Origin of the sequence: Pseudomonas sp. SWRI111, assembly GCF_014268555.1 — a bacterium.
GTDB classification, from domain to species: domain Bacteria; phylum Pseudomonadota; class Gammaproteobacteria; order Pseudomonadales; family Pseudomonadaceae; genus Aquipseudomonas; species Aquipseudomonas hamedanensis.
In genome coordinates, this window is record NZ_JABWQQ010000001.1 from 796,110 (window position 1) to 821,412 (window position 25,303).

Annotated in this window: 30 protein-coding genes; 17 read left to right on the plus strand and 13 right to left on the minus strand. The window is 60.0% G+C overall.

Going from position 1 to position 25,303, the window contains the following annotated elements; genetic code table 11:
* The first annotated feature begins 260 nt into the window (after positions 1-260).
* The gene (locus HU755_RS03240) at positions 261-533 is read left to right on the plus strand and encodes a hypothetical protein (protein WP_186630592.1); all 273 of its coding nucleotides are present in this window, start codon (positions 261-263) and stop codon (positions 531-533) included.
* Between the two features lie 46 nt (positions 534-579).
* On the opposite strand, the gene HU755_RS03245 is transcribed toward HU755_RS03240, so the two are convergent.
* On the minus strand, positions 580-726 hold the full coding sequence (locus tag HU755_RS03245; RefSeq protein ID WP_186621358.1) for a hypothetical protein: 147 nt from the start codon (positions 724-726) through the stop codon (positions 580-582).
* 109 nt (positions 727-835) lie between these two features.
* On the opposite strand from HU755_RS03245, the gene HU755_RS03250 reads away from it, so the two are divergent.
* Complete coding sequence (locus tag HU755_RS03250) at positions 836-1,222, plus strand: DUF2784 domain-containing protein (RefSeq protein WP_186547768.1); 387 nt, start codon at positions 836-838, stop codon at positions 1,220-1,222.
* Here the strand turns inward: HU755_RS03250 and HU755_RS03255 are convergent.
* Positions 1,219-1,746 (minus strand): DUF3087 family protein, encoded by a 528-nt coding sequence (locus HU755_RS03255; RefSeq protein WP_186630593.1) that lies wholly within the window; start codon positions 1,744-1,746, stop codon positions 1,219-1,221. The genes HU755_RS03250 and HU755_RS03255 overlap by 4 nt on opposite strands.
* 223 nt (positions 1,747-1,969) lie before the next feature.
* Here HU755_RS03255 and ppnN point away from each other — a divergent pair, with 223 nt between their 5' ends.
* Positions 1,970-3,343, plus strand: coding sequence for a nucleotide 5'-monophosphate nucleosidase PpnN (gene ppnN, locus HU755_RS03260; RefSeq protein WP_186621363.1), 1,374 nt, complete (start codon positions 1,970-1,972; stop codon positions 3,341-3,343).
* Positions 3,344-3,543: 200 nt separating this feature from the next.
* Here ppnN and HU755_RS03265 read toward each other — a convergent pair whose 3' ends face one another.
* Positions 3,544-4,947 (minus strand): FAD/NAD(P)-binding protein, encoded by a 1,404-nt coding sequence (locus tag HU755_RS03265; RefSeq protein WP_186630594.1) that lies wholly within the window; start codon positions 4,945-4,947, stop codon positions 3,544-3,546.
* Positions 4,948-5,511: a helix-turn-helix domain-containing protein gene (locus tag HU755_RS03270; protein ID WP_186630595.1), complete on the minus strand. Its 564-nt coding sequence runs from the start codon at positions 5,509-5,511 to the stop codon at positions 4,948-4,950.
* Between the two features lie 85 nt (positions 5,512-5,596).
* Between HU755_RS03270 and HU755_RS03275 the strand changes: the two genes are divergently transcribed.
* The 7 genes from HU755_RS03275 (at position 5,597) to HU755_RS03305 (ending at position 12,826) form a co-directional block, all read left to right on the plus strand.
* Complete coding sequence (locus HU755_RS03275) at positions 5,597-6,532, plus strand: DMT family transporter (protein ID WP_186630596.1); 936 nt, start codon at positions 5,597-5,599, stop codon at positions 6,530-6,532.
* A 236-nt stretch (positions 6,533-6,768) separates the two neighbouring features.
* Positions 6,769-9,687, plus strand: a complete 2,919-nt coding sequence (locus HU755_RS03280) for a monovalent cation/H+ antiporter subunit A (RefSeq protein WP_186630597.1) — start codon at positions 6,769-6,771, stop codon at positions 9,685-9,687.
* On the plus strand, positions 9,687-10,031 hold the full coding sequence (locus HU755_RS03285; protein WP_150647313.1) for a Na+/H+ antiporter subunit C: 345 nt from the start codon (positions 9,687-9,689) through the stop codon (positions 10,029-10,031). The genes HU755_RS03280 and HU755_RS03285 overlap by 1 nt, the downstream gene beginning before the upstream one ends.
* On the plus strand, positions 10,028-11,707 hold the full coding sequence (locus HU755_RS03290) for a monovalent cation/H+ antiporter subunit D (RefSeq protein WP_186630598.1): 1,680 nt from the start codon (positions 10,028-10,030) through the stop codon (positions 11,705-11,707). The genes HU755_RS03285 and HU755_RS03290 overlap by 4 nt, the downstream gene beginning before the upstream one ends.
* A complete protein-coding gene (locus tag HU755_RS03295; RefSeq protein ID WP_186630599.1) occupies positions 11,704-12,192 on the plus strand; it encodes a Na+/H+ antiporter subunit E in 489 nt (162 codons plus the stop codon). Before HU755_RS03290 ends, HU755_RS03295 begins: the two co-directional genes overlap by 4 nt.
* Positions 12,189-12,467 (plus strand): K+/H+ antiporter subunit F, encoded by a 279-nt coding sequence (locus HU755_RS03300; protein WP_003225959.1) that lies wholly within the window; start codon positions 12,189-12,191, stop codon positions 12,465-12,467. Before HU755_RS03295 ends, HU755_RS03300 begins: the two co-directional genes overlap by 4 nt.
* Complete coding sequence (locus HU755_RS03305; RefSeq protein WP_186621373.1) at positions 12,464-12,826, plus strand: Na+/H+ antiporter subunit G; 363 nt, start codon at positions 12,464-12,466, stop codon at positions 12,824-12,826. Before HU755_RS03300 ends, HU755_RS03305 begins: the two co-directional genes overlap by 4 nt.
* 159 nt (positions 12,827-12,985) lie before the next feature.
* Here the strand turns inward: HU755_RS03305 and HU755_RS03310 are convergent, their stop codons facing one another.
* The 4 genes from HU755_RS03310 to HU755_RS03325 form a co-directional block, all read right to left on the minus strand.
* Entirely contained in the window at positions 12,986-13,426 is a 441-nt protein-coding gene (locus tag HU755_RS03310) for a DUF3995 domain-containing protein (protein ID WP_186630600.1), read from the minus strand.
* A 144-nt stretch (positions 13,427-13,570) separates the two neighbouring features.
* Positions 13,571-14,587 (minus strand): ABC transporter substrate-binding protein, encoded by a 1,017-nt coding sequence (locus tag HU755_RS03315; protein WP_186547791.1) that lies wholly within the window; start codon positions 14,585-14,587, stop codon positions 13,571-13,573.
* Positions 14,588-14,711: 124 nt separating this feature from the next.
* Positions 14,712-14,909, minus strand: coding sequence for a hypothetical protein (locus tag HU755_RS03320; RefSeq protein WP_186547793.1), 198 nt, complete (start codon positions 14,907-14,909; stop codon positions 14,712-14,714).
* Positions 14,906-15,355, minus strand: coding sequence for a hypothetical protein (locus tag HU755_RS03325; RefSeq protein ID WP_186630643.1), 450 nt, complete (start codon positions 15,353-15,355; stop codon positions 14,906-14,908). Before HU755_RS03325 ends, HU755_RS03320 begins: the two co-directional genes overlap by 4 nt.
* Positions 15,356-15,830: 475 nt before the next feature.
* Here HU755_RS03325 and HU755_RS03330 point away from each other — a divergent pair, with 475 nt between their 5' ends.
* Together HU755_RS03330 and HU755_RS03335 are read left to right on the plus strand one after the other, a co-directional pair.
* Entirely contained in the window at positions 15,831-16,052 is a 222-nt protein-coding gene (locus HU755_RS03330; protein ID WP_238344709.1) for a hypothetical protein, read from the plus strand.
* Positions 16,053-16,096: 44 nt separating this feature from the next.
* Positions 16,097-16,336 carry a DUF2789 family protein gene (locus tag HU755_RS03335; protein ID WP_090284218.1) on the plus strand — a complete coding sequence of 80 codons (240 nt, stop codon included), beginning with the start codon at positions 16,097-16,099 and terminating at the stop codon, positions 16,334-16,336.
* Positions 16,337-16,341: 5 nt separating this feature from the next.
* Here the strand turns inward: HU755_RS03335 and HU755_RS03340 are convergent, their stop codons facing one another.
* The 3 genes from HU755_RS03340 to HU755_RS03350 all read right to left on the minus strand — a co-directional run bounded on the left by HU755_RS03340 (position 16,342) and on the right by HU755_RS03350 (position 18,894).
* A complete protein-coding gene (locus tag HU755_RS03340; RefSeq protein ID WP_186547799.1) occupies positions 16,342-16,545 on the minus strand; it encodes a hypothetical protein in 204 nt (67 codons plus the stop codon).
* A gap of 114 nt (positions 16,546-16,659) precedes the next feature.
* Positions 16,660-18,264: a methyl-accepting chemotaxis protein gene (locus HU755_RS03345; protein ID WP_186630644.1), complete on the minus strand. Its 1,605-nt coding sequence runs from the start codon at positions 18,262-18,264 to the stop codon at positions 16,660-16,662.
* Positions 18,265-18,489: 225 nt separating this feature from the next.
* The gene (locus tag HU755_RS03350) at positions 18,490-18,894 is read right to left on the minus strand and encodes a TraR/DksA family transcriptional regulator (protein ID WP_016775095.1); all 405 of its coding nucleotides are present in this window, start codon (positions 18,892-18,894) and stop codon (positions 18,490-18,492) included.
* A 403-nt stretch (positions 18,895-19,297) separates the two neighbouring features.
* Here HU755_RS03350 and HU755_RS03355 point away from each other — a divergent pair, with 403 nt between their 5' ends.
* The 3 genes from HU755_RS03355 to HU755_RS03365 are packed head-to-tail and all read left to right on the plus strand — an operon-like array spanning position 19,298 to position 21,978.
* Positions 19,298-20,206, plus strand: a complete 909-nt coding sequence (locus tag HU755_RS03355; protein ID WP_186630601.1) for a MurR/RpiR family transcriptional regulator — start codon at positions 19,298-19,300, stop codon at positions 20,204-20,206.
* 60 nt (positions 20,207-20,266) lie between these two features.
* A complete protein-coding gene (locus HU755_RS03360) occupies positions 20,267-20,872 on the plus strand; it encodes a glutathione S-transferase (protein WP_186630602.1) in 606 nt (201 codons plus the stop codon).
* 2 nt (positions 20,873-20,874) lie between these two features.
* Complete coding sequence (locus tag HU755_RS03365; protein ID WP_186630603.1) at positions 20,875-21,978, plus strand: DNA alkylation repair protein; 1,104 nt, start codon at positions 20,875-20,877, stop codon at positions 21,976-21,978.
* Positions 21,979-22,022: 44 nt separating this feature from the next.
* Here the strand turns inward: HU755_RS03365 and HU755_RS03370 are convergent, their stop codons facing one another.
* The gene (locus HU755_RS03370) at positions 22,023-23,189 is read right to left on the minus strand and encodes an MFS transporter (RefSeq protein WP_186630604.1); all 1,167 of its coding nucleotides are present in this window, start codon (positions 23,187-23,189) and stop codon (positions 22,023-22,025) included.
* 94 nt (positions 23,190-23,283) lie between these two features.
* Between HU755_RS03370 and HU755_RS03375 the strand changes: the two genes are divergently transcribed.
* A complete protein-coding gene (locus HU755_RS03375; protein ID WP_186630605.1) occupies positions 23,284-24,177 on the plus strand; it encodes a LysR family transcriptional regulator in 894 nt (297 codons plus the stop codon).
* Positions 24,178-24,230: 53 nt separating this feature from the next.
* Here the strand turns inward: HU755_RS03375 and HU755_RS03380 are convergent, their stop codons facing one another.
* A complete protein-coding gene (locus HU755_RS03380) occupies positions 24,231-24,698 on the minus strand; it encodes a GNAT family N-acetyltransferase (protein ID WP_186630606.1) in 468 nt (155 codons plus the stop codon).
* A gap of 166 nt (positions 24,699-24,864) precedes the next feature.
* On the opposite strand from HU755_RS03380, the gene HU755_RS03385 reads away from it, so the two are divergent.
* Complete coding sequence (locus HU755_RS03385) at positions 24,865-25,278, plus strand: PaaI family thioesterase (RefSeq protein ID WP_186621390.1); 414 nt, start codon at positions 24,865-24,867, stop codon at positions 25,276-25,278.
* Positions 25,279-25,303 lie beyond the last annotated feature (25 nt).

Sequence of the window (25,303 nt, forward strand, 5' to 3'; positions counted from 1 at the left end):
ACGCTAGCACCAGCGCGTTATCCAGATACGCATTCTATTGAATCTGTCGCGTTACAGTCGCTGTATCAATGGCGTAACAACTTCCCACAAAACGATCGTTTGAGCGAACCAACCGCTTGTCTGACATTTGGATCGTCATACATACATTTTCCTGCGCTACGGATAGCATGCGCGCCGCCTTTCCGATTGGTATACCAGTTGACCAAAGCGTCAACAAATCAGGAATCCCCCAACAACTTTCAAGCCTTGCAGAGAAATAAGTGAGCGACGATTTTGCAATCAAACAGGTCAACGGCCTGGAGTGGATCCATCTGTCCAAGACAGAGCGCCTGGAACTCGACTGTTTTATCGGCCATTACATCAAGACCCGAAACCTGCACAGTGTTGCCGACATCGAACGCACCCTGCGCAACACCCTCGAAAGCTATCCTGGCCATCCGCCGGTGATGGTCAACGAACTCAATGCGTGGATCGACAAGACGCTGGGATATCGGGCAACACACCCGGACTTCACACAGCACGAAGACTTCTGAAATGCGAAAAGCCCCGCTCAGGCGGGGCTTTTTTCGTATCCGTGGTTCAGGGTTTCAGAGGGCGTTCCTGATCGCGGTCCGACAGTTCTCTGCTGTCGTCGTGCTTCCAGGTTTTCTCGTCCCGTTTCTTTTGCTGCTCGATCTCTTCTTCCGTAGGTTCATCATCGTCCGGTTGCGTTTGGTCGGTCCTCATATGCACCTCGCTTTCACGTTGCTCGCTTGGACAAACTTGCGCACTGGCGCCGAATTCCCCCCAGACCGGCGTACCATGGCGCTATCTAATCTTACGTCAGGGAAACGACATGCTGTACCGAATCGCAGCCGACGGCCTGGTGCTGTTCCATCTGGGTTTTATTGTCTTCGTACTGCTCGGCGGGCTGCTGGTGCTGAAGTGGCCACGGTTGCTGTGGCTGCATGTGCCGGCCGCTGCCTGGGGGGTCGCGGTCGAAGTGTTGCACCTGACCTGCCCGCTGACCTATTGGGAAAACCTGATGCGCCACGCTGCCGGGCAAACCGAATACGCCGGCGGTTTCATCGAGCATTACATTTGGCCGATCATTTACCCGGCGGGGCTGACCCCGCAAATTCAACTGGCACTGGGCAGCGTAGTGCTGGCAGTGAACCTGCTGGTGTATGGGCGCCTGTTTCGCTTATGGAAACTGCGCCGCGCCCGACGTATCCCGTTTTAACGCGAGGCCGGTTTCAGCGTCTCGAGCCATTGCGGATCGAGGCGCGGCTGGTCAAGCTCCAGACCCAGCGCCTGCATCCGCTCCTTATGGGCTTCGACTTCGCGAAACAGTTGCCCGTGGTCACTGGAGTTGCCGTCCAGCTCATGCATCTGCATCAACCCCAAGTGGTAGAAACGCAGCACCTTCATCGCCGTCGGATCGTTATTCTCCACCGCCGCCGTGACATGGTGCATCACATTGGTGATGCTCATGAGATTGCGTTTGAGCCGCCAGCCATACACCGCTGGCGCCATCCAGCTCTGGTGCCAGAAACGACCGCGCAGCAACGCCGCAGTCAGCAGAAACGCCAGGAACACCCCGCCGACATTGAAGCGCAGATTATCCCCGCCCGGCTCACCGAACAGCGCCACCGCCGCACTGGAAAACAACATCGCCAGCACCAGGAACAACACCGCAATGATCACCGTGCTGCGGCGGGTCTGCTGGCGAAAGCTTGTGGCGTCCATCGGCTGAATCTCGAACATCTGCTGTGACTTCCTTGAACGACAAAAGGGGCAACGGAAAAAACTCGCCGGCGCATTATCGCATCGAAGAGGGATTTAGCTATGCTGGGGCTCCTTTTCATCTTTTCAGCGTCCAACGGGGACATGGCGGTACAGCGCAGATCGTGCCATCTTCATTCATGGATACACACTATTCAGATGCCATCCGCCCGGTTCTGGATGACATCGTTTTAAGGATCATTGCATGACCCAACGACACGTAATCAATGCTTCGGTCAGCCCGAAAGGCAGCCTGGAAACGCTTTCTCAACGTGAAGTCCAGCAACTGAGCGAAGCCGGTTCCGGCAGCATCTACAACCTGTTCCGCCAGTGCGCCCTGGCCATCCTCAACACCGGCGCCCATGTCGACAACGCCAAGACCATCCTTGAAGCCTACAAGGACTTTGAAATCCGCATTCACCAGCAAGATCGCGGCGTACGCCTGGAGCTGCTGAACGCTCCGGCCGATGCTTTCGTTGACGGCGAAATGATCGCCAGCACCCGAGAGATGCTCTTCAGCGCCCTGCGCGACATCGTCTACACCGAAAACGAACTCGACAGCCAACGTATCGACCTGAGCAGTTCCCAAGGCATCAGCGACTACGTCTTCCACTTGCTACGCAACGCCCGCACCCTGCGCCCGGGCGTCGAGCCGAAGATCGTGGTGTGCTGGGGCGGCCACTCGATCAATACCGAAGAATACAAATACACCAAGAAAGTCGGTCACGAACTGGGACTGCGCAGCCTCGACATCTGCACCGGCTGCGGCCCCGGCGTGATGAAAGGCCCGATGAAAGGCGCAACCATCGCCCACGCCAAGCAGCGTATTCACGGCGGCCGCTACCTTGGCTTGACCGAGCCGGGCATCATCGCCGCCGAAGCGCCGAACCCGATCGTCAACGAGCTGGTGATCCTGCCTGACATCGAAAAGCGCCTGGAAGCCTTCGTCCGTGTCGGCCACGGCATCATCATCTTCCCGGGCGGCGCCGGCACGGCGGAGGAGTTCCTCTACTTGCTGGGCATCCTCATGCACCCGGACAACGAAGGCCTGCCGTTCCCGGTGGTACTGACGGGGCCGAAACATGCCGCGCCGTATCTGGAGCAGCTCGACGCGTTCGTCACCGCAACCCTCGGCGAAGCAGCGAAGCAGCATTACGAGATCATCATCGACGATCCGGCCGAAGTGGCACGGCAGATGACCCAGGGCCTGAAGGCGGTGAAGCAGTTCCGCCGCGAGCGCAACGACGCGTTCCACTTCAACTGGTTGTTGAAAATCGACGAAGGCTTCCAGCGCCCGTTCGATCCGACCCACGAAAACATGGCCAATCTCAAACTGCACCGCGACCAGCCACCGCACGAACTGGCGGCCAACCTGCGCCGGGCGTTCTCCGGGATCGTCGCCGGCAACGTCAAGGACAAAGGCATCCGCCTGATCGAAGAGCACGGGCCGTACCAGATCCGTGGCGATGCGGCGATCATGCAGCCGCTTGATGCACTGCTCAAAGCCTTCGTCGCCCAACACCGGATGAAACTGCCGGGTGGCGCGGCGTATGTGCCGTGTTATCGCGTGGTTGCATAATTCTTCCGACCACCACATAACAAATGTAGGCCTTCGCCTGCTCGCGATAACGGTACATCAGTCACCTTTCATATTGACTGAACCACCGTTATCGCGAGCAGGCGAAGGCCTACAGGGTTTGCGGTGTGGCGCAAGTTGTATTCACAACCTCGATCCCCTGTGGGAGCGAGCCTGCTCGCGAAGAAGCCCGAAAGAACGCATCAATCTGTCAGGCTATTCACCAACCGCCGAGCCAGCGCTTTAGCCTGCGCAGCGACATCCGTCACCGCCGTACTCTCCCACCACATCCCGCGCAACGGCGGGCCCATGGCAAACAGCTGACTACTCACTCGCCCATCGGCATCGACCACTGCACCGTCGATTGCTGCGATTCCTAAAGCCAACGGCCCCGGCTGCACCAGACCGCGCGCCAGCAACTGCTGTGGCAAAGGTCTGGCGACGCGTCGCCAGTCGTATTCGATACCGCTGGAATTGATCAATGCCGCGCCCTTAACGACCCGGCTGTCGGTTTCGCCACGGGGACGGACGCGAATGTTCACACCGTCATTGCAGCTGGCTTCAAGCCCCTTGAACGACGCCGCATGGATGCGCAAGCGCCCTTCACCGTGCAGGCGCTCGACCAGCGCCGCACTCAACGGCGGCGAACGATGGTGATGGCTCTCCCACCACGGCCGCACATGCCGTACGAATTGTCGACGCTGCACGTCAGTCGCCTGGCTCCATAACCGCGCGATATGCACGCGGACCGTGTCCAGCGGCGCCTGCCAGTCGATCCCTTGGGCGATGGCGTCGCGACAGTGCCGACGCAATTCGTGCAATAACTGGCGTGGCGTGCGGATGTTGTGATTCTCTGCCAGAAAATCCACCCAGGCCGGCGGTTGACGGCGCACATGCGGCAACAAACCGTGGCGCGAGAACACCTCGATCGGACCGCGATGCCCGGCCTGCTCCAGCGACACCACGGCATCGACCATGGTCAGGCCGGAACCGATAATCAGCACGGTGGATTGTGGATCAAGCTCGCGCATCGCAGCGACATCCCAAGGATCGAGCGCGGCGGCGTTGAGACCACTGGATTGCGTTTGCGGCGTACGAGCAGCGGGAAACATGCCGGTGGCAAGCACTGCGCGGTTGCCGCGTAACCGTTGGCCATCGCGCAAAGTCAGCAGCACCGAATCAGCGTCGTCTTGCAAATCGATGGCTTCGGCGCAGACATGCTCGAGCGTCGAACCGTGCTGCGCGCCGACAACCCGAGCCTCAGCGAGACGCTGCTGCACATACACACCGAACAAACCACGGGGCGCAAACAGCTCACTGACCGGGACCTTCTGCTCCCGGGATTGCGGCCAGCCGCCTGCGGCGATGTGTTTGGTCAGCCATTGCGTCAGATCATTGGGGTTATCCGGGTCGACACTCATTCGTGCCGCATTGCCGTTGAGCGTGTGGCCCAGTTCGACGGCACTGTAGGCCTCGCCACGGCCCAGTTCGGCATGCGGCTCGATGACCAGAATGCTGCGTTGTCCTGGTAACCGCAGCAACTGCACCGCCAGCATTGTGCCGCTGAGACCGCCACCGATGATCAGAATGTCCGCGCGCTGCTCCATTCAGCTCACCACATTACGCACAAACCACGCCGCGACATCACCATCGTTGCGATAGGAGTGCGGCTGATCGCTGGCAAACATAAAGAACTCGCCTTTGCCGATGTGTTGCGGCTGATCCCCGAGCATGAGCGTCAGACGCCCTTCAAATACATAGATTTGCTCGCTCCAGCCTGCGGCATCCGGTTGCGAGGGATACACCTCGCCCGGTTGCAGGCACCATTCCCATTGTTCGACCTCGCGAGTGGCGGTGGCTTTGGACAGCAAGACCGCTTTGCTGCCCGGGATCGCTCCCGCCCAGGCGACTTCGTTGATGCGGCTGGGATCGCGGGAATCTGCGGCCTGAATCAGGTCGCTGAACGCCACATCCAGCGCCTCGGCAACGCGGTCGAGGGTGGTCAGGCTGACATTTTTCTCGCCGGCCTCAATCGCCACCAGCATACGCCGACTGACCCCGGACTTTTCCGCCAGCGCGGTCTGGCTCATGTCCGCCGCGTGACGCAGGCGCCGCACGTTCTGGCTGACATGCTGAAGCACGGAAGTTCTTTGGCTGGAATCTTTGGGCACTATATTGCTCACTTGGTGGGATTGGGCAGTATACTGCCCAACGTTGGATGCATTGTGCGTCCTGCCTTTTATAGTGCGCAAGGTCATGACGTCGGCAAACAACTCCCCCACTTCCCTCCGTTTCTCCAGATTCAGCAAAGCCGAGTGCGTGCTGGTGCTGATCACCATGGTCTGGGGCGGCACCTTTTTGCTGGTGCAACACGCCATGACCGTCAGTGGGCCGATGTTTTTTGTCGGCCTGCGCTTTGCCGCTGCGGCGGCGATTGTCGCAATGTTTTCCTGGCGTCACCTGCGCGAGTTGACCTTGTTCGAAGTCAAGGCCGGGTCGTTCATCGGCGTCGCAATCATGCTCGGGTACGGACTGCAGACTGTCGGGCTACAGAGTATTCCGAGCAGTCAGTCGGCTTTTATTACCGCGCTGTACGTGCCGTTCGTGCCGCTGTTGCAGTGGCTGGTGCTGGGCCGCCGCCCCGGATTGATGCCGAGTATCGGCATCATGCTGGCGTTTACCGGACTGATGCTGTTGTCAGGCCCGTCGGGTGCCGCGTTGAATTTCAGCCCCGGTGAGATCGCTACGCTGATCAGCGCCGTCGCCATTGCGGCCGAAATCATCCTTATCAGTACGTTCGCCGGCCAGGTGGATGTGCGGCGAGTGACAGTGGTGCAACTGGCGGTGACAGCGGTGTTGTCGTTCCTGCTGGTAGTGCCGACCGGTGAAGTGATTCCGGATTTTTCCTGGCTGCTGCTTTCGAGCGCTCTGGGGCTGGGCGCGGCGAGTGCGGCGATCCAGGTGGCGATGAACTGGGCGCAGAAGAGCGTTTCGCCGACTCGGGCCACGTTGATCTATGCCGGTGAGCCGGTCTGGGCAGGGATCGTCGGGCGGATCGCCGGGGAGCGACTGCCGGCGATTGCGCTGGTCGGCGCGGGGTTGATTGTTGCGGCGGTGATTGTCAGCGAGTTGAAGGCCAAGGGGAAAGCTGCCGGGGCGGAGACTGAGCTGGAACGGGAGACGCTTGGTTAAGCCCGTGCCTGACATATGGCTATCGCGAGCAGGCTCACTCCTACAGGTGGATGCGTTTCAAATTGTAGGAGTGAGCCTGCTCGCGATGAGGCCATTGCACGCAACATCGATCTACCTGAAACAAGGCCAAACATAAAATCCCCGACTACTTTGTAGGATTCTGAGACATCCTCACGTTTGGTGATCGGGGAGCTGGCACGTATGATGCTTCACAAACTTCCGCAGATTAGAAGCCTATGTCCCTGATAGTTCTACTGCTTCTGCCATTCATTGGCAGCTGTCTGGCAGCGGTGCTGCCACACAACGCGCGTAATGCCGAATCCCTGCTGGCAGGCCTGGTCGCTCTGATCGGCACCGTTCAGGTCGCGCTGCTATATCCGCAGATCGCCCACGGTGGCGTCATTCGCGAAGAGTTCATGTGGTTGCCCAGCCTGGGCCTGAACTTCATCTTGCGCATGGACGGCTTCGCCTGGCTATTCTCGATGCTGGTGCTCGGCATCGGCACACTCGTGTCTTTATATGCCCGTTACTACATGTCGCCGGACGATCCGGTGCCGCGTTTCTTCGCGTTTTTTCTGGCCTTCATGGGCGCCATGCTCGGTCTGGTCATCTCTGGCAACCTGATCCAGATCGTGTTTTTCTGGGAGCTGACCAGCCTGTTCTCATTCCTGCTGATCGGCTACTGGCACCACCGCGCCGACGCCCGGCGTGGCGCCTACATGGCGTTGATGGTCACCGGTGCGGGTGGATTGTGCCTGCTGGCGGGGGTCATGATCCTCGGCCATGTCGTCGGCAGCTATGACCTGGACAAGGTCCTGGCCGCCGGCGAGTTGATTCACGCACATGCCCTCTACCCTATCCTGCTACCCCTGATCCTGATCGGCGCACTGAGCAAAAGCGCGCAATTTCCCTTCCACTTCTGGCTGCCCCACGCAATGGCGGCGCCCACCCCCGTTTCGGCGTATCTGCATTCGGCGACCATGGTCAAGGCGGGGGTCTTTCTGCTGGCACGTCTGTGGCCATCGCTGTCCGGCAGTGAAGAATGGTTCTACATCGTCAGCGGGGCCGGCGCCTGTACGCTGTTGCTTGGCGCGTACTGCGCGATGTTCCAGAACGACCTCAAAGGACTGCTGGCGTACTCGACCATCAGCCACCTCGGCCTGATTACTTTGCTGCTGGGTTTGAACAGTCCGCTGGCCGCCGTCGCGGCGGTGTTTCACATTCTTAACCATGCCACGTTCAAGGCCTCGCTGTTCATGGCCGCCGGCATCATCGACCACGAAAGCGGCACGCGTGACATCCGCAAGCTCAGTGGCCTGGTCAAACTGATTCCATTCACCGCGACCCTGGCCATGGTCGCCAGCGCCTCGATGGCCGGCGTACCGTTGCTCAATGGTTTCCTGTCGAAAGAGATGTTCTTCGCCGAAACGGTGTTTATCAACGCCACGGCCTGGGTCGAAACCAGCCTGCCGATCGTGGCGACCATCGCCGGCATGTTCAGCGTCGCCTATTCCTTGCGCTTCACCGTCGATGTGTTCTTCGGCCCAACCGCTACCGACCTGCCGCACACGCCGCACGAACCGCCGCGCTGGATGCGCGCACCGGTCGAACTGCTGGTGTTCACCTGCCTGTTGGTGGGGATTTTTCCGGCACAGATTGTCGGGCCGTTGCTCGCCGCTGCGGCGCTGCCTGTGGTCGGTAGCGAATTGCCGGAATACAGCCTCGCTATCTGGCACGGTCTGAACGCGCCGATGATCATGAGCCTGATCGCCATGTCTGGCGGCATCGTGCTTTATCTGTTGTTGCGCAACCAGTTCAAACTCGGCCGTTTCAAGTACCCGCCACTGGTGGGCCGCTTCAACGGCAAGCGCCTGTTCGAGCGCAGTCTGGTGATCATGATGCGCCTGGCCCGACGGGGCGAGCGGCGACTCGGCACCCGACGCCTGCAGATGCAGTTGTTCCTGATGGTCTCGGCAGCCGTGCTTGCCGGCCTGATCCCGATGTTGCACAGCAGCCTGAGCTGGGGCGACCGACCGAAGATACCCGGTTCCATCGTCTTCGTGACGCTCTGGCTACTGGCGATCGCCTGCGCCTTGGGCGCCGCTTGGCAGGCCAAGTATCACCGTCTCGCCGCCCTGACCATGGTCAGCGTCTGCGGGCTGATGACCTGCGTAACCTTCGTCTGGTTCTCCGCGCCGGATCTGGCCCTGACGCAACTGGCGGTCGAAGTGGTCACCACCGTGCTGATCCTGCTCGGCCTGCGCTGGCTGCCGCGGCGGATTGAAGAAGTCTCGCCACTGCCGAGCAGCTTGCGCAAGGCACGCATTCGTCGTCTGCGCGACTTGCTGCTGTCGATTGCCGTGGGCGCTGGCATGGCGCTGCTGTCCTATGCCATGCTCACCCGGCAGACGCCCAACGACATTTCCTCGTTCTACCTCAGCCGCGCCTTGCCCGAAGGCGGCGGCAGCAACGTGGTCAACGTGATGCTGGTGGACTTCCGTGGTTTCGACACCCTCGGCGAAATCACCGTGCTGGTTGCCGTGGCGCTGACCGTATTCGCCCTGCTGCGCCGCTTCCGCCCACCGAAAGAAAGCCTGCAGTTGCCGGCCCAGCAACGCCTGCTCGCACCCGATGTGGTCACCGACCTGGTCAACCCACGCTCGGCCAGCGACACGGCGCTGGGTTTCATGATGGTGCCGGCGGTGCTGGTGCGCCTGTTGCTGCCGATTGCGCTGGTGGTGTCGTGCTATCTGTTCATGCGCGGGCACAACCAGCCAGGTGGCGGTTTTGTCGCCGGGCTGGTGATGTCGGTGGCGTTCATCCTGCAATACATGGTCGCCGGCACGCAGTGGGTCGAGGCGCAAATGAGCCTGCGTCCGCTGCGCTGGATGGGCACCGGGCTGCTGTTTGCCACCGCCACCGGGCTGGGGGCAATGCTGGTCGGCTATCCGTTCCTGACCACCCATACCTGGCATTTCGCATTACCGCTGTTGGGTGATATTCACATCGCCAGTGCGCTGTTCTTCGACATCGGTGTGTACGGCGTGGTGGTGGGTTCAACGCTGTTGATCCTTACCGCCCTCGCCCACCAGTCGGTGCGTGGCCATAAAACCGCATCGCTGCCCAAATCCGTCGCCAGCAAAGGAGCCGTCTGATGGAAGAAGTCATCGCAATCGCCATCGGCATTCTGGCTGCGTCCGGCGTCTGGCTGATCCTGCGGCCACGGACCTTCCAGGTGGTCATGGGCCTGTGCCTGCTGTCGTACGCGGTCAATCTGTTCATCTTCAGCATGGGCAGCCTGTTCATCGGAAAAGAACCGGTGATCAAGGAGGGTGTGACCCAGGACCTGCTGCATTACACCGATCCCCTGCCCCAGGCACTGGTTTTGACTGCGATCGTTATCAGCTTCGCCATGACTGCCCTGTTCCTCGTCGTGCTGCTCGCCTCACGCGGGCTGACCGGCACCGACCACGTCGACGGCCGGGAGCCTAAGGAATGATGGCGATGACTCACCTGATCGCTGCGCCGATTCTGCTGCCGTTGCTGACGGCGGCGATCATGCTGATGCTCGGCGAGCGACACCGGCCGCTGAAAGCGAAAATCAACCTGTTCTCCAGCCTCGTCGGCCTGTTCATTTCGGTGATGCTGCTGCAATGGACGCAAACCACTGGCGTGCCCGGGAGCATCGGCGTGTACCTGCCGGGCAACTGGCAAGCGCCCTTCGGCATCGTCCTGGTGGTCGACCGGTTGTCAGCACTGATGCTGGTGCTGACCGGTATTATCGGTGTCAGCGCCCTGCTGTTTGCCATGGCGCGCTGGGACGGCGCGGGTTCGAGCTTCCACGCCCTGTTCCAGATTCAGCTGATGGGTCTGTATGGCGCGTTTCTGACGGCGGATCTGTTCAACCTGTTCGTGTTCTTCGAGGTACTGCTCGCGGCATCCTACGGTCTGTTGCTGCATGGTTCGGGCCGGGCACGGGTGTCGTCGGGGCTGCATTACATCTCGATCAACCTGCTGGCGTCGTCGCTGTTTCTGATCGGTGCGGCGCTCATCTATGGCGTCACCGGCACCCTGAACATGGCGGATCTGGCGCTGAAGATTCCTCTGGTGCCGGAAGCCGATCGGGGCTTGCTGCACGCGGGTGCAGGGATTCTGGCCGTCGCGTTCCTGGCCAAGGCCGGTATGTGGCCACTCAACTTCTGGCTGGTCCCGGCCTATTCGTCCGCCAGCGCCCCGGTCGCGGCGATGTTCGCAATCATGACCAAGGTCGGCGTCTACACCCTGCTGCGCCTGTGGACGCTGCTGTTCTCGGGACAGGCCGGCGCCTCGGCATTCTTCGGTGGCGACTGGTTGATCTATGGCGGCATGGCGACCATGGCTTGCGCAGCGCTGGCAATTCTCGCCGCACAACGGCTGGAGCGCATGGCCAGCCTGAGCATTCTGGTATCGGCAGGTATTCTGTTGTCAGCCGTCGGTTTCGCCCAACCGAACCTGATCGGCGCCGCGCTGTTCTATCTGGTCAGCTCGACCCTGGCGTTGAGCGCGCTGTTCCTGCTGGCCGAATTGATCGAACGCTCGCGTTCGGCCAACGAAATCCCGCTGGAAGACGAAAGCGAGCTGCTACCGCGCCCGCAGGAGTCGCTGCAACCGCCCAAGGGCATCAACCTCGACGACGAGCAGAAAGCCGTGGTCGGCCAGGTGATCCCATGGACCATGGCGTTTCTCGGCCTCAGCTTCATTGCTTGCGCGCTGTTGATCATCGGCATGCCACCCTTGTCGGGTTTCATTGGCAAGCTCAGCCTGATCGGTGCCCTGCTCAACCCGCAGGGACTGGGCATCGACGCACCGATCTCCAGCGCGGCATGGGCGCTGTTGGCACTGTTGATCCTGTCGGGTCTGGCCTCCTTGATGGCCTTCTCGCGCCTGGGCATCCAGCGTTTCTGGACACCGGAGGAGCGCCCGTCGCCGCTGCTGCGCAAATTCGAATGCGCGCCGATCTTCCTGCTGCTGGGGCTGAGCATTGCGCTGACCTTCAAGGCTGAGCCGCTGCTGCGCTATACCCAGGCCACCGCTGATGCCCTGAACAATCCACAGCAATACGTCATGGCAGTCCTCGGCACCCGCGCCGTACCCGGCCCGGATGCCGCAGACGCCACGCTGGAGGTGCAACCATGAGGCGTCTGTTTCCCGCGCCCTGGCTGTCGCTGGCGCTTTGGGTTCTGTGGCTGACATTGAACCTGTCGGTCAGTCCGGGCAATTTGCTGCTCGGCGCCGCGCTGGGTTTCGCGGCCCCGTTGATGATGCGCAAATTGCGCCCGAAACGCGCACGCATCCGTCGGCCGGGGACGGTTCTACGTTTGTTCTGTCTGGTTGGTCGTGATGTGGTGATGTCCAACCTGATCGTTGCCTGGGGCGTACTCAATGCCGGTCGCCAACCGCTGCGCCCGGGCTTTGTCAAAGTCCCGCTGGACCTGCGCGATGCCCACGGTCTGGCGACGCTGGCGATGATCTGCACGGTGGTGCCCGGTACGGTCTGGTCAGAGCTGGCACTGGATCGCAGCATCCTGTTGCTGCACGTCTGGGATCTCGATGACGAGGCGCAATTCATCGAACACTTCAAGACCACCTACGAGCGGCCGCTGATGGAGATTTTCGAATGAGCCCATTACTGTCGAACGCAATCCTGCTGACACTGTTCCTGTTTTCGCTGGCGATGGTGCTGACCCTGATCCGCCTGTTCAAAGGCCCTTCCGCCCAGGATCGGGTACTGGCCCTGGATTACCTGTATATCGTCGCCATGTTGATGATGCTGACCCTGGGCATTCGCTACTCCAGCGACACCTATTTCGAAGCAGCGCTGCTGATCGCGCTGTTCGGCTTCGTCGGCTCGTTTGCCCTGGCAAAATTCCTGTTGCGTGGCGAGGTGATCGAATGAGTGCGCCATTGTCTTTGTGGGTCGAGATCCCCGTGGCGATCCTGCTGGTGCTCAGCGGCGTTTTCGCGCTGATCGGCGCCACCGGGCTGTTGCGGATGAAAGACTTCTTCCAGCGCATGCACCCACCCGCCCTGGCTTCGACGCTGGGTGCCTGGTGCGTGGCGCTGGCCTCCATTATCTGCTTTTCCGCGCTGAAGTCCGGGCCAGTGCTACATGCCTGGCTGATTCCGATTCTGCTGGCAATCACCGTACCGGTAACCACACTGCTGCTGGCGCGAGCGGCGCTGTTTCGCAAGCGTATGGCGGGGGATGATGTGCCGGCGGAGGTCAGTAGCCGGCGTACCGAAAGTGGTAGCTAAGTCAGATTTTTGTGGTGTCGGTGCAGGCCTCTTCGCGGGCAAGCCCGCTCCCACAGTGATTGTGGGTTTACACAAATTCCGGGGGCAACCCAAGTCCCTGTGGGAGCGGGCTTGCCCGCGAAGAGGCCAGTTCAGCAACCACAAAAATCCGATCTGATCTCAAACCCAGGCAACCGCCAACAACCCCGCCCCCAGTGCCGCACACAGCGGCGAGTACACCCAGGTATCCAGCCGGGCGAACCGTGAATCCTTCACTTCCTTGAAAAAACCCACCAGATTGGAATCGCCAATCGCCCGGGCAAACATCAACAGCGCGATCGCGCTGATAAGCCATTGCAGCGCCTTGTGGCTGACCGCCGGTATTCCCCAGCCAACCCGCATACATACCAATACAGCAATCACCAGCAATGCAGCCGCGACTATCAGCGTGAGCCAGCCAGATGGATTGAAGGCCGGTCGCACGGTTTCCACAAAGCCCCTCACCGGCACTTGTGGCACCACCGCCGCTGCCGCCCATTGCCCACCCAGCGCCCAATACACATGCATCAGACTGATCGCCGCGAAAATACTCACCAGCCATTGAGCCAACACAAAGGTCATGGTTGAAATCCTTGAAAGGGATTTGAACAAACCATCGTAGTCGGATTTTTTGCGCCTGCACGACCGGTCGGCGGTACGCTGCCTTGCACCTCCTATCGCCGGGCGGCTGCACGACCGACGCTGATCATGCAGCCGGAACCACTGTCAGTTCAGACCAGCCGCCACCTTGTCAGCCACATCCTTGGGCAACCATGCCTGCCACACCTGCGGATGTTCCTTCATGAACGCCAGTGCGGCATCCCGAGGCGCGGTGTGCTTCTCACTCATCTGCGCCAGCGCCTTGTTCAGCGGCTCGATCGGGAAATCGACCTTGCTGAAGAATTCGGCTATTTGCGGGTATTGCTTCTGAAAAGGTGTTGAAACACCGATCGACAGCTTCGACGCCAGCGACCGCGTCGGTTTCGGATCGCGATTGTCGGCATCCGTCAGGGTCTTCCAAGCCTCGGCATCAAACGGCGGCTCTTGAAGTTGCACCAGTTTGAACTTCCCCAGCAACGGCGTCGGCGACCAGTAATAGAACAACACCGGTTTACCCCGACGAATCGATGAACTGATCTCGGCATCGAGCGCGGCACCCGAGCCGCTGCGAAAGTTGGTGAAATCGTTCTGCAAGCCATAAGCCGTCAACTTCTGCTTGTTGACCACCTCCGAGGTCCAGCCGATCGGGCTGTTGAGAAAGCGCCCCTTGCCTGGATTCTCCGGGTCCCTGAACACGTCCTTGTATTGTTTCAGATCACTGACACTGCGCAGCTCCGGCGCCAGCGGCTTGATGCCCTTGGCCGGGTCGCCCTTGATTACGTACTCCGGCACCCACCAGCCCTCGGTGGCGCCCTTCACGATATCGCCCAGGCTGACAACCTTGCCCTCGGCCTCGGCCTTGATCCACACCGGGCTGCGTCCGGCCCACTCTTCGCCGATGACCTGAATGTCATTGTTGGCCAGCGCGGTTTCCAGGGTGATGGTGGTGCCCGGCAAAGTGTCGGTGGGCAACCCGTAGCCCTTTTCGACGATGATGCGCAGTACATCGGTGATCAGGCTGCCGCTTTCCCAATTCAGATCGGCAAAATGGATCGGTGCCTGAGCGGCCATCAGCGTTGGCGTTGAAGCCAGCAATGTCCATGCAGCCACACTGGCGGCCAATAACCGTCGAATTCCGTTCATGCATTGCACCTCGTGCTGTCCACAGCAATGACAGGATGGCCTGCCAGACCGCAAGCCTCTGAGTACTCAGTCAACTCACTGTAGCCGAGGTTCCTGCATTTTCAGGGACATGCACTGCGTGACGCTACGATTCAGAATTTTCCTGCAGGATTTGCAGCTCGCGTCTGACCATGCTCGCGTACTCCGCCGGGCGCAATGTATAGATCTGCGCAGCCACCCAGTTCAGCCACGCCCCTTGCAGCTCAGCCTTGGCCGCCAGCAAACGCCGGGCTTCCTGGCGTGCCGTGTCGAGATTGTGCGAATGAAACTGCGCCCTGTTCACTCGCTGGCCTTGAACGTAATCAGCTCGCCCTTGCGCCACTTGGCTGCTTTGGCGGTGACAGCCTTCAAGGTTTTGGTCAGGCCTTCCTGCAATTGCTCATTTGCGGCGAATACGGTCACCACACTGTGGCCTTCCTTGAACAGGATCGCTTGGCCTTCGGCGGTCGTGACGAAGGCGTAGTCGCCCAGGCCGTAAACCGTCAGTTTGATATCGCGGAAACGAATGTCCAGCTTGCCGCCTTCACGACTGGGCAGGACCGAGGCGCTGAAATGATCGCCGACTTTAAGCTTGAGTCCCGGTTTGTCATCGACCACCAGGGCACTCTCGGTATCGATTTCGGCGACGTAAATGCCTTCGGCGTTTTGCTCGGTGATGTAAACAAAACGTGATTGAAACTGCTTGACCAGCTTTGCGCGTAAATCACCCAGCACGAACAAAGCATGCATATCGAGGTTACTGACTGCCAAAGAAACATCCCCACATCTGAAAAAGCGCGTACGGAAAACGCGCACGGCAAAGAAACGGCCAGGCCGATGGAACTGCCAGATAACTCAAAAATACCCGAAGTGAACAGAGCGCTCATTGATCGCGAGGTTCGTAGACTACTGGATTGTCAGTCATGAAACCCGCCCTGTAGTTCGACAAACCTTGAAGGAAAAAGCCTCAAGAGCGACCAGAGCAAAGCTGACTACAAACTTTAGGGAAATTTCTCACGAAAAAAAGCACTCTTCCGACATATCCCTCGCGAAAAATTGCTTTAGATAAGCCCGGTCGTCAACAAGTATTGGCGATTTTAGAGCAGCGTTCCTCATTACGACTACCCGAACCGACCGGTAAATGCCGGCCGACTGACGAAAAGGACTTCATATGTGCACACTGACTCACTTTGCCATGTTGCCCGACGAACGTGTCACTGCCTCGATGATCATGCAGGCGGCCGACATGGACAACCCGCCAACATCGACCTGGAGCCACCGAACGCCGCGCTTTCGGGTCGTACCCGCCGGCAACGCTTTTTTTCACATCAAGGAAACGTCTACCGGGCTTGTAAGAGGTTTCCGCGAAAACCACAACGAGGCCTGTGCCCTCGCGCGCTGGCTTGAATCAAAAATCGAACTCCATGGCGATGCTTGCCTCAGATAAAGAAGTATCGACAAGCCGTACCGGCGCCCACCGAGGAGTACATGATGGAACTGCCTACAGAACTGAATCTGACCACCCTTTTCGAACAGCTGGGCCTGCCTTCGGATGAGGCGTCCATTAATGATTTTGTCGAAGCACATCCGCTGGACCCGGATACTAAACTCATCGATGCGGACTTCTGGACACCACAACAGGCACAGTTACTAAAGGAATGGTTACGCGCCGACGGCGAGGAAGCGCCCATTGTCGATGAACTGAACGTACGCCTGCACCGCGGCAAATAGTACGCTCAGTGCAAGCGGTCGCCCGACTCGATGTTCAGTTGCTCGAGCCAGGCGGCCCTGCATTCCTCTGCTTCACCCCGGCTGGCGAACGCGGTCCCGCGACGCTCGCCGTTGAGCAACACCACCCAGCAGACGCTTTGCCCCCTCGCACGCAAGCCAGCGGGCACGCCGCTGCCAATCATCACTGCAACATCCACCCTGCACTGCACGCCGGCCTCCGAGAAATAATTAGCGACCTAACCAAGCGGGAAGATTAATGGTTTCCCCCGGACGGAAACAGCAACCGCCGTGCACAGCTTCATTGCGTCAACCGTAACAATCACTTAGCGCGGGTTCTCTGGCCTGTAGCCCAGACGCAAACCACCCCAATGCCTGCCCTTGATCATGATCGGTACCGACAGATCGTGCATCAGCTCGCCGGTATCGCGGGTGTACGTCTGCAACAGCACCGGTTGCTGGTGACTGCCGCAGCGGATCCCGGTGCGATCGGCAAATTTGCGCTTGGTGCGATTGTTTACCGTGTCGACGGACGCATCCCCGGTCAATGGCTGGCTGAAAACCTGGTTATGCGTAGGCACATACCCTTGCTGCGTACAGGCAATCGCAAACACCAGCCCTTCATGGCGCCGCAGCAATGGCTCCTGAATCGCAGGCAAGACCTGATCGGTGTAACGGTCGAAGCGGGTCTGGAACTTGGCCGGCTCCGTACCGGGAATCAGCTGGTAGTTGCGATCAAAAAGATCGTCCAGGCTGATTCGGCCCTGCTCGACATCCGCTTCGAACCGCGCCGCAATCTGACTCGCACCTTCGCGGGCCAGGTCGTAGACGCGCTGGTGATAGTCGTCCAGCCCCACTTCGGCGAGGCGCTCGCTGATGGTTTCGGCCTGGCCTTCCATTTGCACCGCCGCCTCGGCCAGGCGTCGGGTCTGTTGATCGCTGATCGCCAGATCACTGCGCATCTGCTCGACGGCCTTGAATAAACTGTCGAGCTGCTCGCGATTGGTTTGTGCGCCACGGGCGATCTCGCCGACTTGCCCTTCCACCCCGGCCGCCAGGCGAGCGATATTCTCCAAGTGCTGGCCGGTGCGCTCGACCTGTTCGACGCCGGTGTGCAAATCGCTCGACAACTGGCGAATCTGCTCGACCACCTGCGCAGTGCGCTGCTGGATGTCAGCGACCATTTCACCCACCTCACCCGTCGCCGACGCCGTGCGCGCCGCCAACCCGCGCACTTCATCCGCCACCACCGCAAAACCACGACCATGCTCGCCGGCCCGCGCCGCTTCTATCGCCGCGTTCAAGGCCAGCAGATTGGTCTGGCTGGCAATCGATTGAATCACCAGGGTCACTCGCTGGATATCGTCACTGCGCACGCTCAAGGCCTCGATCAGTTCGCGACTGGCATTGGCACGCTGGCTGAGCTGATGCATGCGCGAGATCGAATCAATCAGCTCGTTGCGCCCCGCCGCGCTGCTGTGATGCGCCTCGCTGGCCGCCTCCAGGGCTTCGCGGCTGAGCTGCGACGTCGCGTGCTCGGTGGCAATCATCACCTCGGCGTTACTGACGATCCGTGCTGCCGCATCGAGTTGCGATTGCAGCTTGCTCGCCAGCGCCTTGACCGAAAATGCGACACCGGCCGCCGACAGCGCGTTATGGCTGGTGGTGCAGGAAAGGTCTCGGGTCAGTTCGGCGATGGCACTGCCGGTATCGACAGGCGCGGCTTCGGGGGTGGCGCGGGAACGCAAGCGCGGCAGCCAGACAATCAGCATCGCCAGCGGCATGCCGACGTACAACGACCATTCAGCCAGCGTCGTGGCGGCCAGCAACAGCATCAGGGCGATGCTTTGCAAGGTCGGAGCGATCCAGCGGTTTTTCGGCAAAAGCACTGGTGCAGGCAGAGCCGCAACCAGAGATCCGTCTCTCGTCATCTTCATCACCCCACGCTTGTTCTCATTGTTGTGACTGCATTAAACGCCACTACAACGCCATTATCCATGGTCCGTTAGTCGTGGGGCTGTGGCAGGTCAATGGAACGACGCAGGATTGCTGCAGACGAGCAAAAGCAAAGATCGCAGCCGCCGGCAACCCATGTGGGGCTGCCGACGGCTGCGATCTTTTCGGGGTAGTCCCTATTCAGGGCCTACCGCACAGAATCAGGCCTGACGCTGGTGCTTGTCGATCTGCTCGTGACGCTCTTGAGCTTCGATGCAGTATTTGGTGGTCGGGCTGATCAGCAGGCGCTTCAGGCCGATGGCCTCGCCGCTGTCGTCGCACCAGCCAAAGCTGTCGTCCTTGATGCGCTCAAGGGCTTGTTCCAGTTGCGGCAGCATGCGCTGGTCGCGATCGATCGCGTTAACCAGCCAGGTGCGCTCTTCTTCAACCGAAGCCGCGTCCGCCGGGTCAGCCGGGGTGTCCAGGCTTTCGATGGCGATACGATTTTGCTCAATGCGCTCGTGGGTTTCGACTTTCATGTTCTGCAACAGCTCAGTGAAGAAAGCGTGTTGCTCTGCATTCATGTAGTCATCTGCCGGCATAGCCAGCAACTTGTCCTTTGTCATTGATATCTCTATAAAAAAACGTGCATTAAGGCGAATTAGGGAGCGTTTCGGCGATCCGTGTCCGGTCGACGAAAAGGCATCGTTTATTGCAAACGCCACCCGGCACTCAATTTACGAAGGGGCGGCAGTCTAAGGCCCGATTGAGGCCTCAGCAACTCTAAATACGGGAATTTGTCCGACACAGCCCGGAAACTGCTCTGACACTAGCGTCGCAGCGGTCATCGGAGTGCGTTTATAGCAAGAAATTCAGTCCAGCGGCGTTATATAGAAGACAAACGGCTAACTGCGCCGCGCCTGAGCGCGAAATTTTCCGCGGTCGGTGCATCGTTTCAGCACAGCAGACCCCGCACAGCCCCACTACTATCAGGCCCAACGTGCGATCAATCTGCCTGAAGGATGCCTTATGCCCCGCCCCGATCTGTCGGCCACCGACGAGGTTTCGCTCGCCAGCCCCCCGATCAATGCCGAGCGCTTGCTGCAACGGATCAGCGACGAATATGAAGCCCTCCCGCGTCAACTCAAACGCGTCGCCAGCTATATGAGCCAGCAGAGCGACCGGATCATGGTCGACCGCATCAGCGACATCGCGCGCGAGTGCGAAGTCCATCCGTCCGCCATCGTGCGATTCTCGCAACGCTTCGGTTTCAGCGGCTTCAGCGAAATGCAGTCGCTGTTTCGCAGTGCCTACACCAACAAAGCCTCGCCGGTGCAAAACTACCAGCAGCGCATTCGCAGCATGATCGCCAACCAGACACAAAAGGCCAGCGACGGCGACCTCGCCCGCGAGTGCATTGATGCCACTCGCTCAGGCATCGAGCGCCTGGGCCGCGAACTCGACGACAGCGCCTTCGAAAAAGCCGTCAACCTCATCACCCACGCCGAGAACATTTATGTGATTGGCGTGCGTCGCTCCTTCGCCGTGGCCGACTACCTCGTTTACAACCTGCAACACACCGAGAAACGCATCCACCTGGTTTCGGGCCTCGGCGGCAGCTATCGGGAGCAAATGCGCAGCGTACGCGCCAATGACCTGGTCATCGCCATCAGCTTCGTACCTTATGCCAAGGAAACCCGGCACTGCCTGCGCTTCGCCCGTCAGCAACAGGCCAACACGCTGATACTCACCGACAGCGCGCTCTCGCCGCTGGCAAAACTGGCCGACAGCGTGCTGCTGGTCAACGAAGGCAGCGCCCTCGCCTTTCGTTCACTGAGCGCGACGCTGTGCCTGTGTCAGGCATTGTTTGTCGCGGTGGCGTATCGGTTGGGACTGAATGTCGATGAGACTCACGAACAGGCTGGATTCGATGACTGACAATTGCCGCCGGCTCGGCTAGGTTATGTGTTCCACCGATTCGACTTGAAGGAACGCGTCATGAAACTGATCGGCATGCTCGACTCCCCTTACGTGCGCCGCGTGGCGATCTCAGCCAAATGCCTGGGCATCGACCTACAACACGAGTCGGTCTCGGTGTTCCGGCATTTTGAGCAATTCCAGCAGATCAACCCGGTGGTCAAAGCGCCAACGCTGGTCCTCGACGACGGCCTCGTGTTGATGGATTCCACCCTCATCCTCGACTACCTCGAAAGCGCTTGCGGCAAGAGCCTGTTGCCGACTGAATTGACCCGGCGCGCGCAAGCCTTGCGCCTGATCGGCCTGAGCCTCGCCGCGTGCGAAAAATCCGTGCAGCTCTACTACGAACGCAACCTGCGTCCGGCCGATATTCAGTATCAACCCTGGGTTGAACGGGTTGAAGGCCAACTCGCCGCCGCATTTACTGCACTGGAAAAAGAACTTGAGCACAGTGCCTTGCCCGAGGATGACTCGCTCGCCCAGGACGGCATCAGCCTGGCGGTCGCGTGGAGCTTCACCGCACTGGTCGTGCCAGATCAGATCGATGCCACGCGCTATCCGCGTATCGCCCATTACACCGCTTACGCTGAAGGCACCGGCGCGTTCATCAGCACGCCGATGAACTGAGCATGAGCGCCACCGACACCGCCGCCCCGGCGTTAAAAGAGATTTTCAACGCCGAACGTCTGCAGCACATCGCTACCGAGACGGCCGCCGTCTACCCGGCGTTTAAAACCGAGGCGTTCCTCAAGCATGCCAGTCACGGCCTGGCCGAGCTATCGGTAATGCAACGCATGGCCCGCGTCGCCGAAAGCCTGCACGCCGTGCTGCCGCTGAATTACGAAGACTCCCTCGATGTACTACGCGCACTCGCGCCACGGCTGAACAGCGGATTCGTCAGCATGTGCCTGCCGCACTACGTCGCCAGCTACGGCGGGCATGCGTTCGAAACGTCCATGCAAGCCCTGAAGTACTTCACCACCTTCGGCTCCTCTGAATTCGCCATCCGCCACTTTCTGCGCACGGACCTTGAACGCTCGCTGGAATTGATGCACGACTGGACCCGAGACGAAAACCACCACGTCCGCCGCCTCGCCAGCGAAGGCAGCCGCCCTCGCCTGCCCTGGTCGTTTCGCCTGGAGGCGGTGCAGGCGAATCCGCAATTGGCCGCCGGGATACTGGATCGACTGAAAGCGGATGAGAGTTTGTATGTGCGCAAGTCCGTGGCGAATCACTTGAATGACATAACCAAGGTGCATCCGGAGTGGGTGCTGAATGCGGTTGAAGGGTGGCCGCTGGAGAACAGGCACACGGCCTGGATCGCCAGGCATGCGTTGCGCAGTTTGATCAAGCAGGGCGACCTGCGGGCGCTGACGATCATTGGCGCGGGGGCGAAGGCCGAAGTTCAGTTGCTGGATTTTACGGTCACGCCGACGGCAGTTCGGTTGGGCGAGACAATTACTTTATCGCTCAGGGTCAAGTCGATGGTGGCGCATGAGCAGAAGTTGGTGATTGATTATGCGATTGACTATGTAAAGGCGAATGGCAGTGTTTCGAGGAAGGTGTTCAAGTTGAAGACGTTGGCGTTGCTGGGGTTTGGCGAGGAACGCGTGAAGCGCAGTCAGCAGATCAAGGACTTTACGACGCGCAAGCATTTTGCCGGGCGACATGCTGTGCAGGTGATGGTGAATGGCGAGGTATTGGCTAACGCCGCATTCAGCGTTCTGACCTGAGGCCTATCAGGAGGAGTGAAGGTTGCCCCCACTCCCCCTCGTCGTCACGCCACTGCCGCAGTGCGTGTTCTGGAGCGCCAGGCAAAAGCCAATACCATCAGCAGGCCCAGAGCCGCCATCGCCGCGCCGGCCAGGGAAATTGACGGATAACCCAACCCGGCGTTGATCACCGCTCCGCCCAGCGCCGCACCGATCGCGTTGCCAAAGTTGAAGGCACCGATATTCACCGCAGAGGCGAGATTGGGCGCGTCCTTGGCAGCGTCCATCACTCGCATCTGCAGCGGCGGCACCAGGGCGAAGCTGGCGATACCCCAGATCAGGATGGCAACAGCGGCTGGCAGCGGCCAGCGCATCAGGAGCGTAAACGCCAGCAAGACCACAATCAGCGCACTCAGCGAGACGATCAGGGTGCGATCGATCGAGCGGTCGGCAGCCTTGCCGCCCCACATGTTGCCCAGCGTCAACCCCACACCGAACAGCACCAGCATGGCGGTGATGTAAGCAGTGGAAGCGTGGGTCTCGCTGCTGAGAATCGGTGCGATGTAAGTGAAGACGGTAAACATGGCACTTGATCCGACGACGGTCAGGGCCAGCGCTGCCAGCACCGGCCCTCGGCCCAGTACGCGAATTTCCGCCAGCGCACCCACACTTTGTGGTGCCTTCAAGTTGGGCAGGGCGAACCACAAGGCAGCCATGGTCAACACGCCGAGGCCGGTAATCCCCCAAAATGCCGTGCGCCAACCGAACAGCTCGCCAAACCAGGCGGCCAGCGGTACACCGCCAATGGTCGCCAGGGTCAGGCCCATGAACATCGCCGCGACGGCGCCGGCACGTTTCTCTGGCGCGACCACACTGGCGGCGACAATGGAGCCAACGCCAAAGAACGCACCGTGGTTCAGTGAAGTCACCACCCTGGCGATCATGAGGCTGTAGTAATCGGTCGCCAGGGCTGACATCAGATTGCCCAGGGTGAAAATCGCCATGAGTCCGATCAGCAGGTAGCGCCGGGGAATCCTGCCGGTGGTCAGCGTCATCAGCGGCGCGCCGAGCAGTACGCCCAAGGCGTAAGCACTGACCAAAAGACCCGCAGCAGGAATGGAAACGCCGAGATCGGCCGCGATGCCGGGCAACATGCCCATGGGCGCGAACTCGGTCACGCCGATGCCAAAGGCACCGATGGCGAGTGCAACAAGGGGTGGATTGATATGCATGGAAATCTCCTCATCTATGCCGCCAATGCTACGATCCATCGTTTTCAGGCGGTAGATAGCGATTTTGGCAATCACCTTTGCGCAAGAGGCACAAATGGACTTCAACGGCAGGTCAGGTGAAATGAGCGTATTCGTAACCGTGGCCCGGGAAGGCAGCCTGTCGGCTGCTGCGCGTGCATTGGGGCTGACACCCTCTGCGGTCAGCCGGATCATTGCCCGCGCCGAACAACGTCTCGGCACGCGCTTGTTGTTGCGCACCACCCGCGCGCTCACGTTCACCGCCGAGGGCGAGGCGTTCCTGCGTGGCGCGCGGCGCATTCTGGCCGACATGGACGAGGTCGAAGAAGCCATCGCCGATCAGGGCGTGCCCAAGGGCCGGTTGCGGGTCAGCGCCGCACTTGGCCATGGCAGGCTGGCGATCGTTCCGCTGGTCGCCGACTTCAGCGCGCGCTACCCGAACATCGTCGTTGACCTCAGCCTCGGTGACGAAGTGGTCGACATTCTCGCAGGCCAGGCGGACGTGGCGGTGCGCTTTGGCCACCTGCCTGACAGCCCCCTAACCGCACGCCGGATCGGCCACACCGGCCAGGTCGTGGTGGCGTCGCCCGACTATCTGCGGCGGCACGGCACCCCAAACGAACCGGAGGACCTGCTCCAGCACAACTGCCTGCGCTTCAATTTCCGGCGTGCCGAACCCGACTGGCCGTTTGTCCGCGACGGAAAAGAATTCTCGCTGAAGGTCAATGGCAACATCGAATGCTCCAGTGGTGAAGCACTGGCCCAATTTGCCAGAGTTGGTGCCGGCATTGCGCGCATTGGCGAGTTCAGCGTGAGAGAGGATTTGCAGCGCGGCGACTTGATACCGCTGCTCGAAGACTGCAACCCCGGCGACCAGGAGCCGATTCACGCGGTGTTCGTGGGTGGCTTGGCAATGCCGGCGCGGGTGCGGTTGTTCGTGGATTTCTTGCTGGAACATCACCGAATGTAAGCGGTGACGGCCACGAGCCGACGTCACGGGTAGGCGCTTATAGCGATCATCATTCAAGCGTCGTCGCACCGTTTCAATGTCTTCGCCATGACGATCGTACGCTCCGATTGATGGAATTCGTCGCGGATCTTTTTAAAGCCAAGCGAAGCGTAGAAGCCTTCTGCCGTGATTGATGAGGGAACGTAAAGAACCTCTAGACCCGTGCCCCGGGCGATTGATTGAATCCTCTCCATCAGGTGCCTTCCAATCCCCCTTCCTTGATGAATCGGGTCGACAAACACGCTGCGAACAACGTTGTTATCGAGACTGGCCGTGGCGACGATACAACTGTCGGTAACAGCCACGAGCACGTGACGCCCAGCCATTCGGTGGAGGACCGCTGCTGGCGAAAAATCTTGAACCAGTTGATCGATGATGTCGGATGAATAGTCCTGGGCATTTGATTCACGCAGCGCGTCAACGATCGTTCTACTGATAGCCGGCGCATCCGCATTCGTCGCGTTTCGAATCTGAACTTCCATCACGTAGCTCCCTGCTTGCGCGCCGCCCATTCAGGGCACATGACTTATCGCTACCAATTCCCCATACGTATAGCGCTTGCGTCAGTGCGCGACTACCCATAAACCCGTGTTGAATCGACGTATTCCAGTCGATGAAACCAGCTAATCGCCAGCAGAGGGGACGATCATGAACACCACAGCAATTCCCGAGGGTTTCGCTCCGTTTACCCGCTCCAGTCCGTTGCTTGATTTGCTTGGCCCGATTTACGCGAAGGGCCATGGGTTGCAATTGGAGCTGGGATTGCTGACCGACTCACGACATGCCAATGGCCGGGGCACCTTGCATGGCGGTGTACTGGCGACGTTAGCGGATGTCGGCATGGGCTACGCCATGGCCTTTTCCAGCGACCCTCCGCAGCCATTGATCACGGCGAGCATGACGCTTGATTATCTTGGCGCAGTACAAATCGATGAGTGGCTGGTGGTGCGTCTTGAGTTTTCCAGGAAAGGACGTCAACTGGCGTTTGCCGCCGTCAGTTTGCATGTCGGTGAGCGAACAGTTGCGCGCGCCAGTGCGGTGTTTGCTGTGCCCGTGAGTTGAAAGGCTGGTCACTCAGGTATTTGTG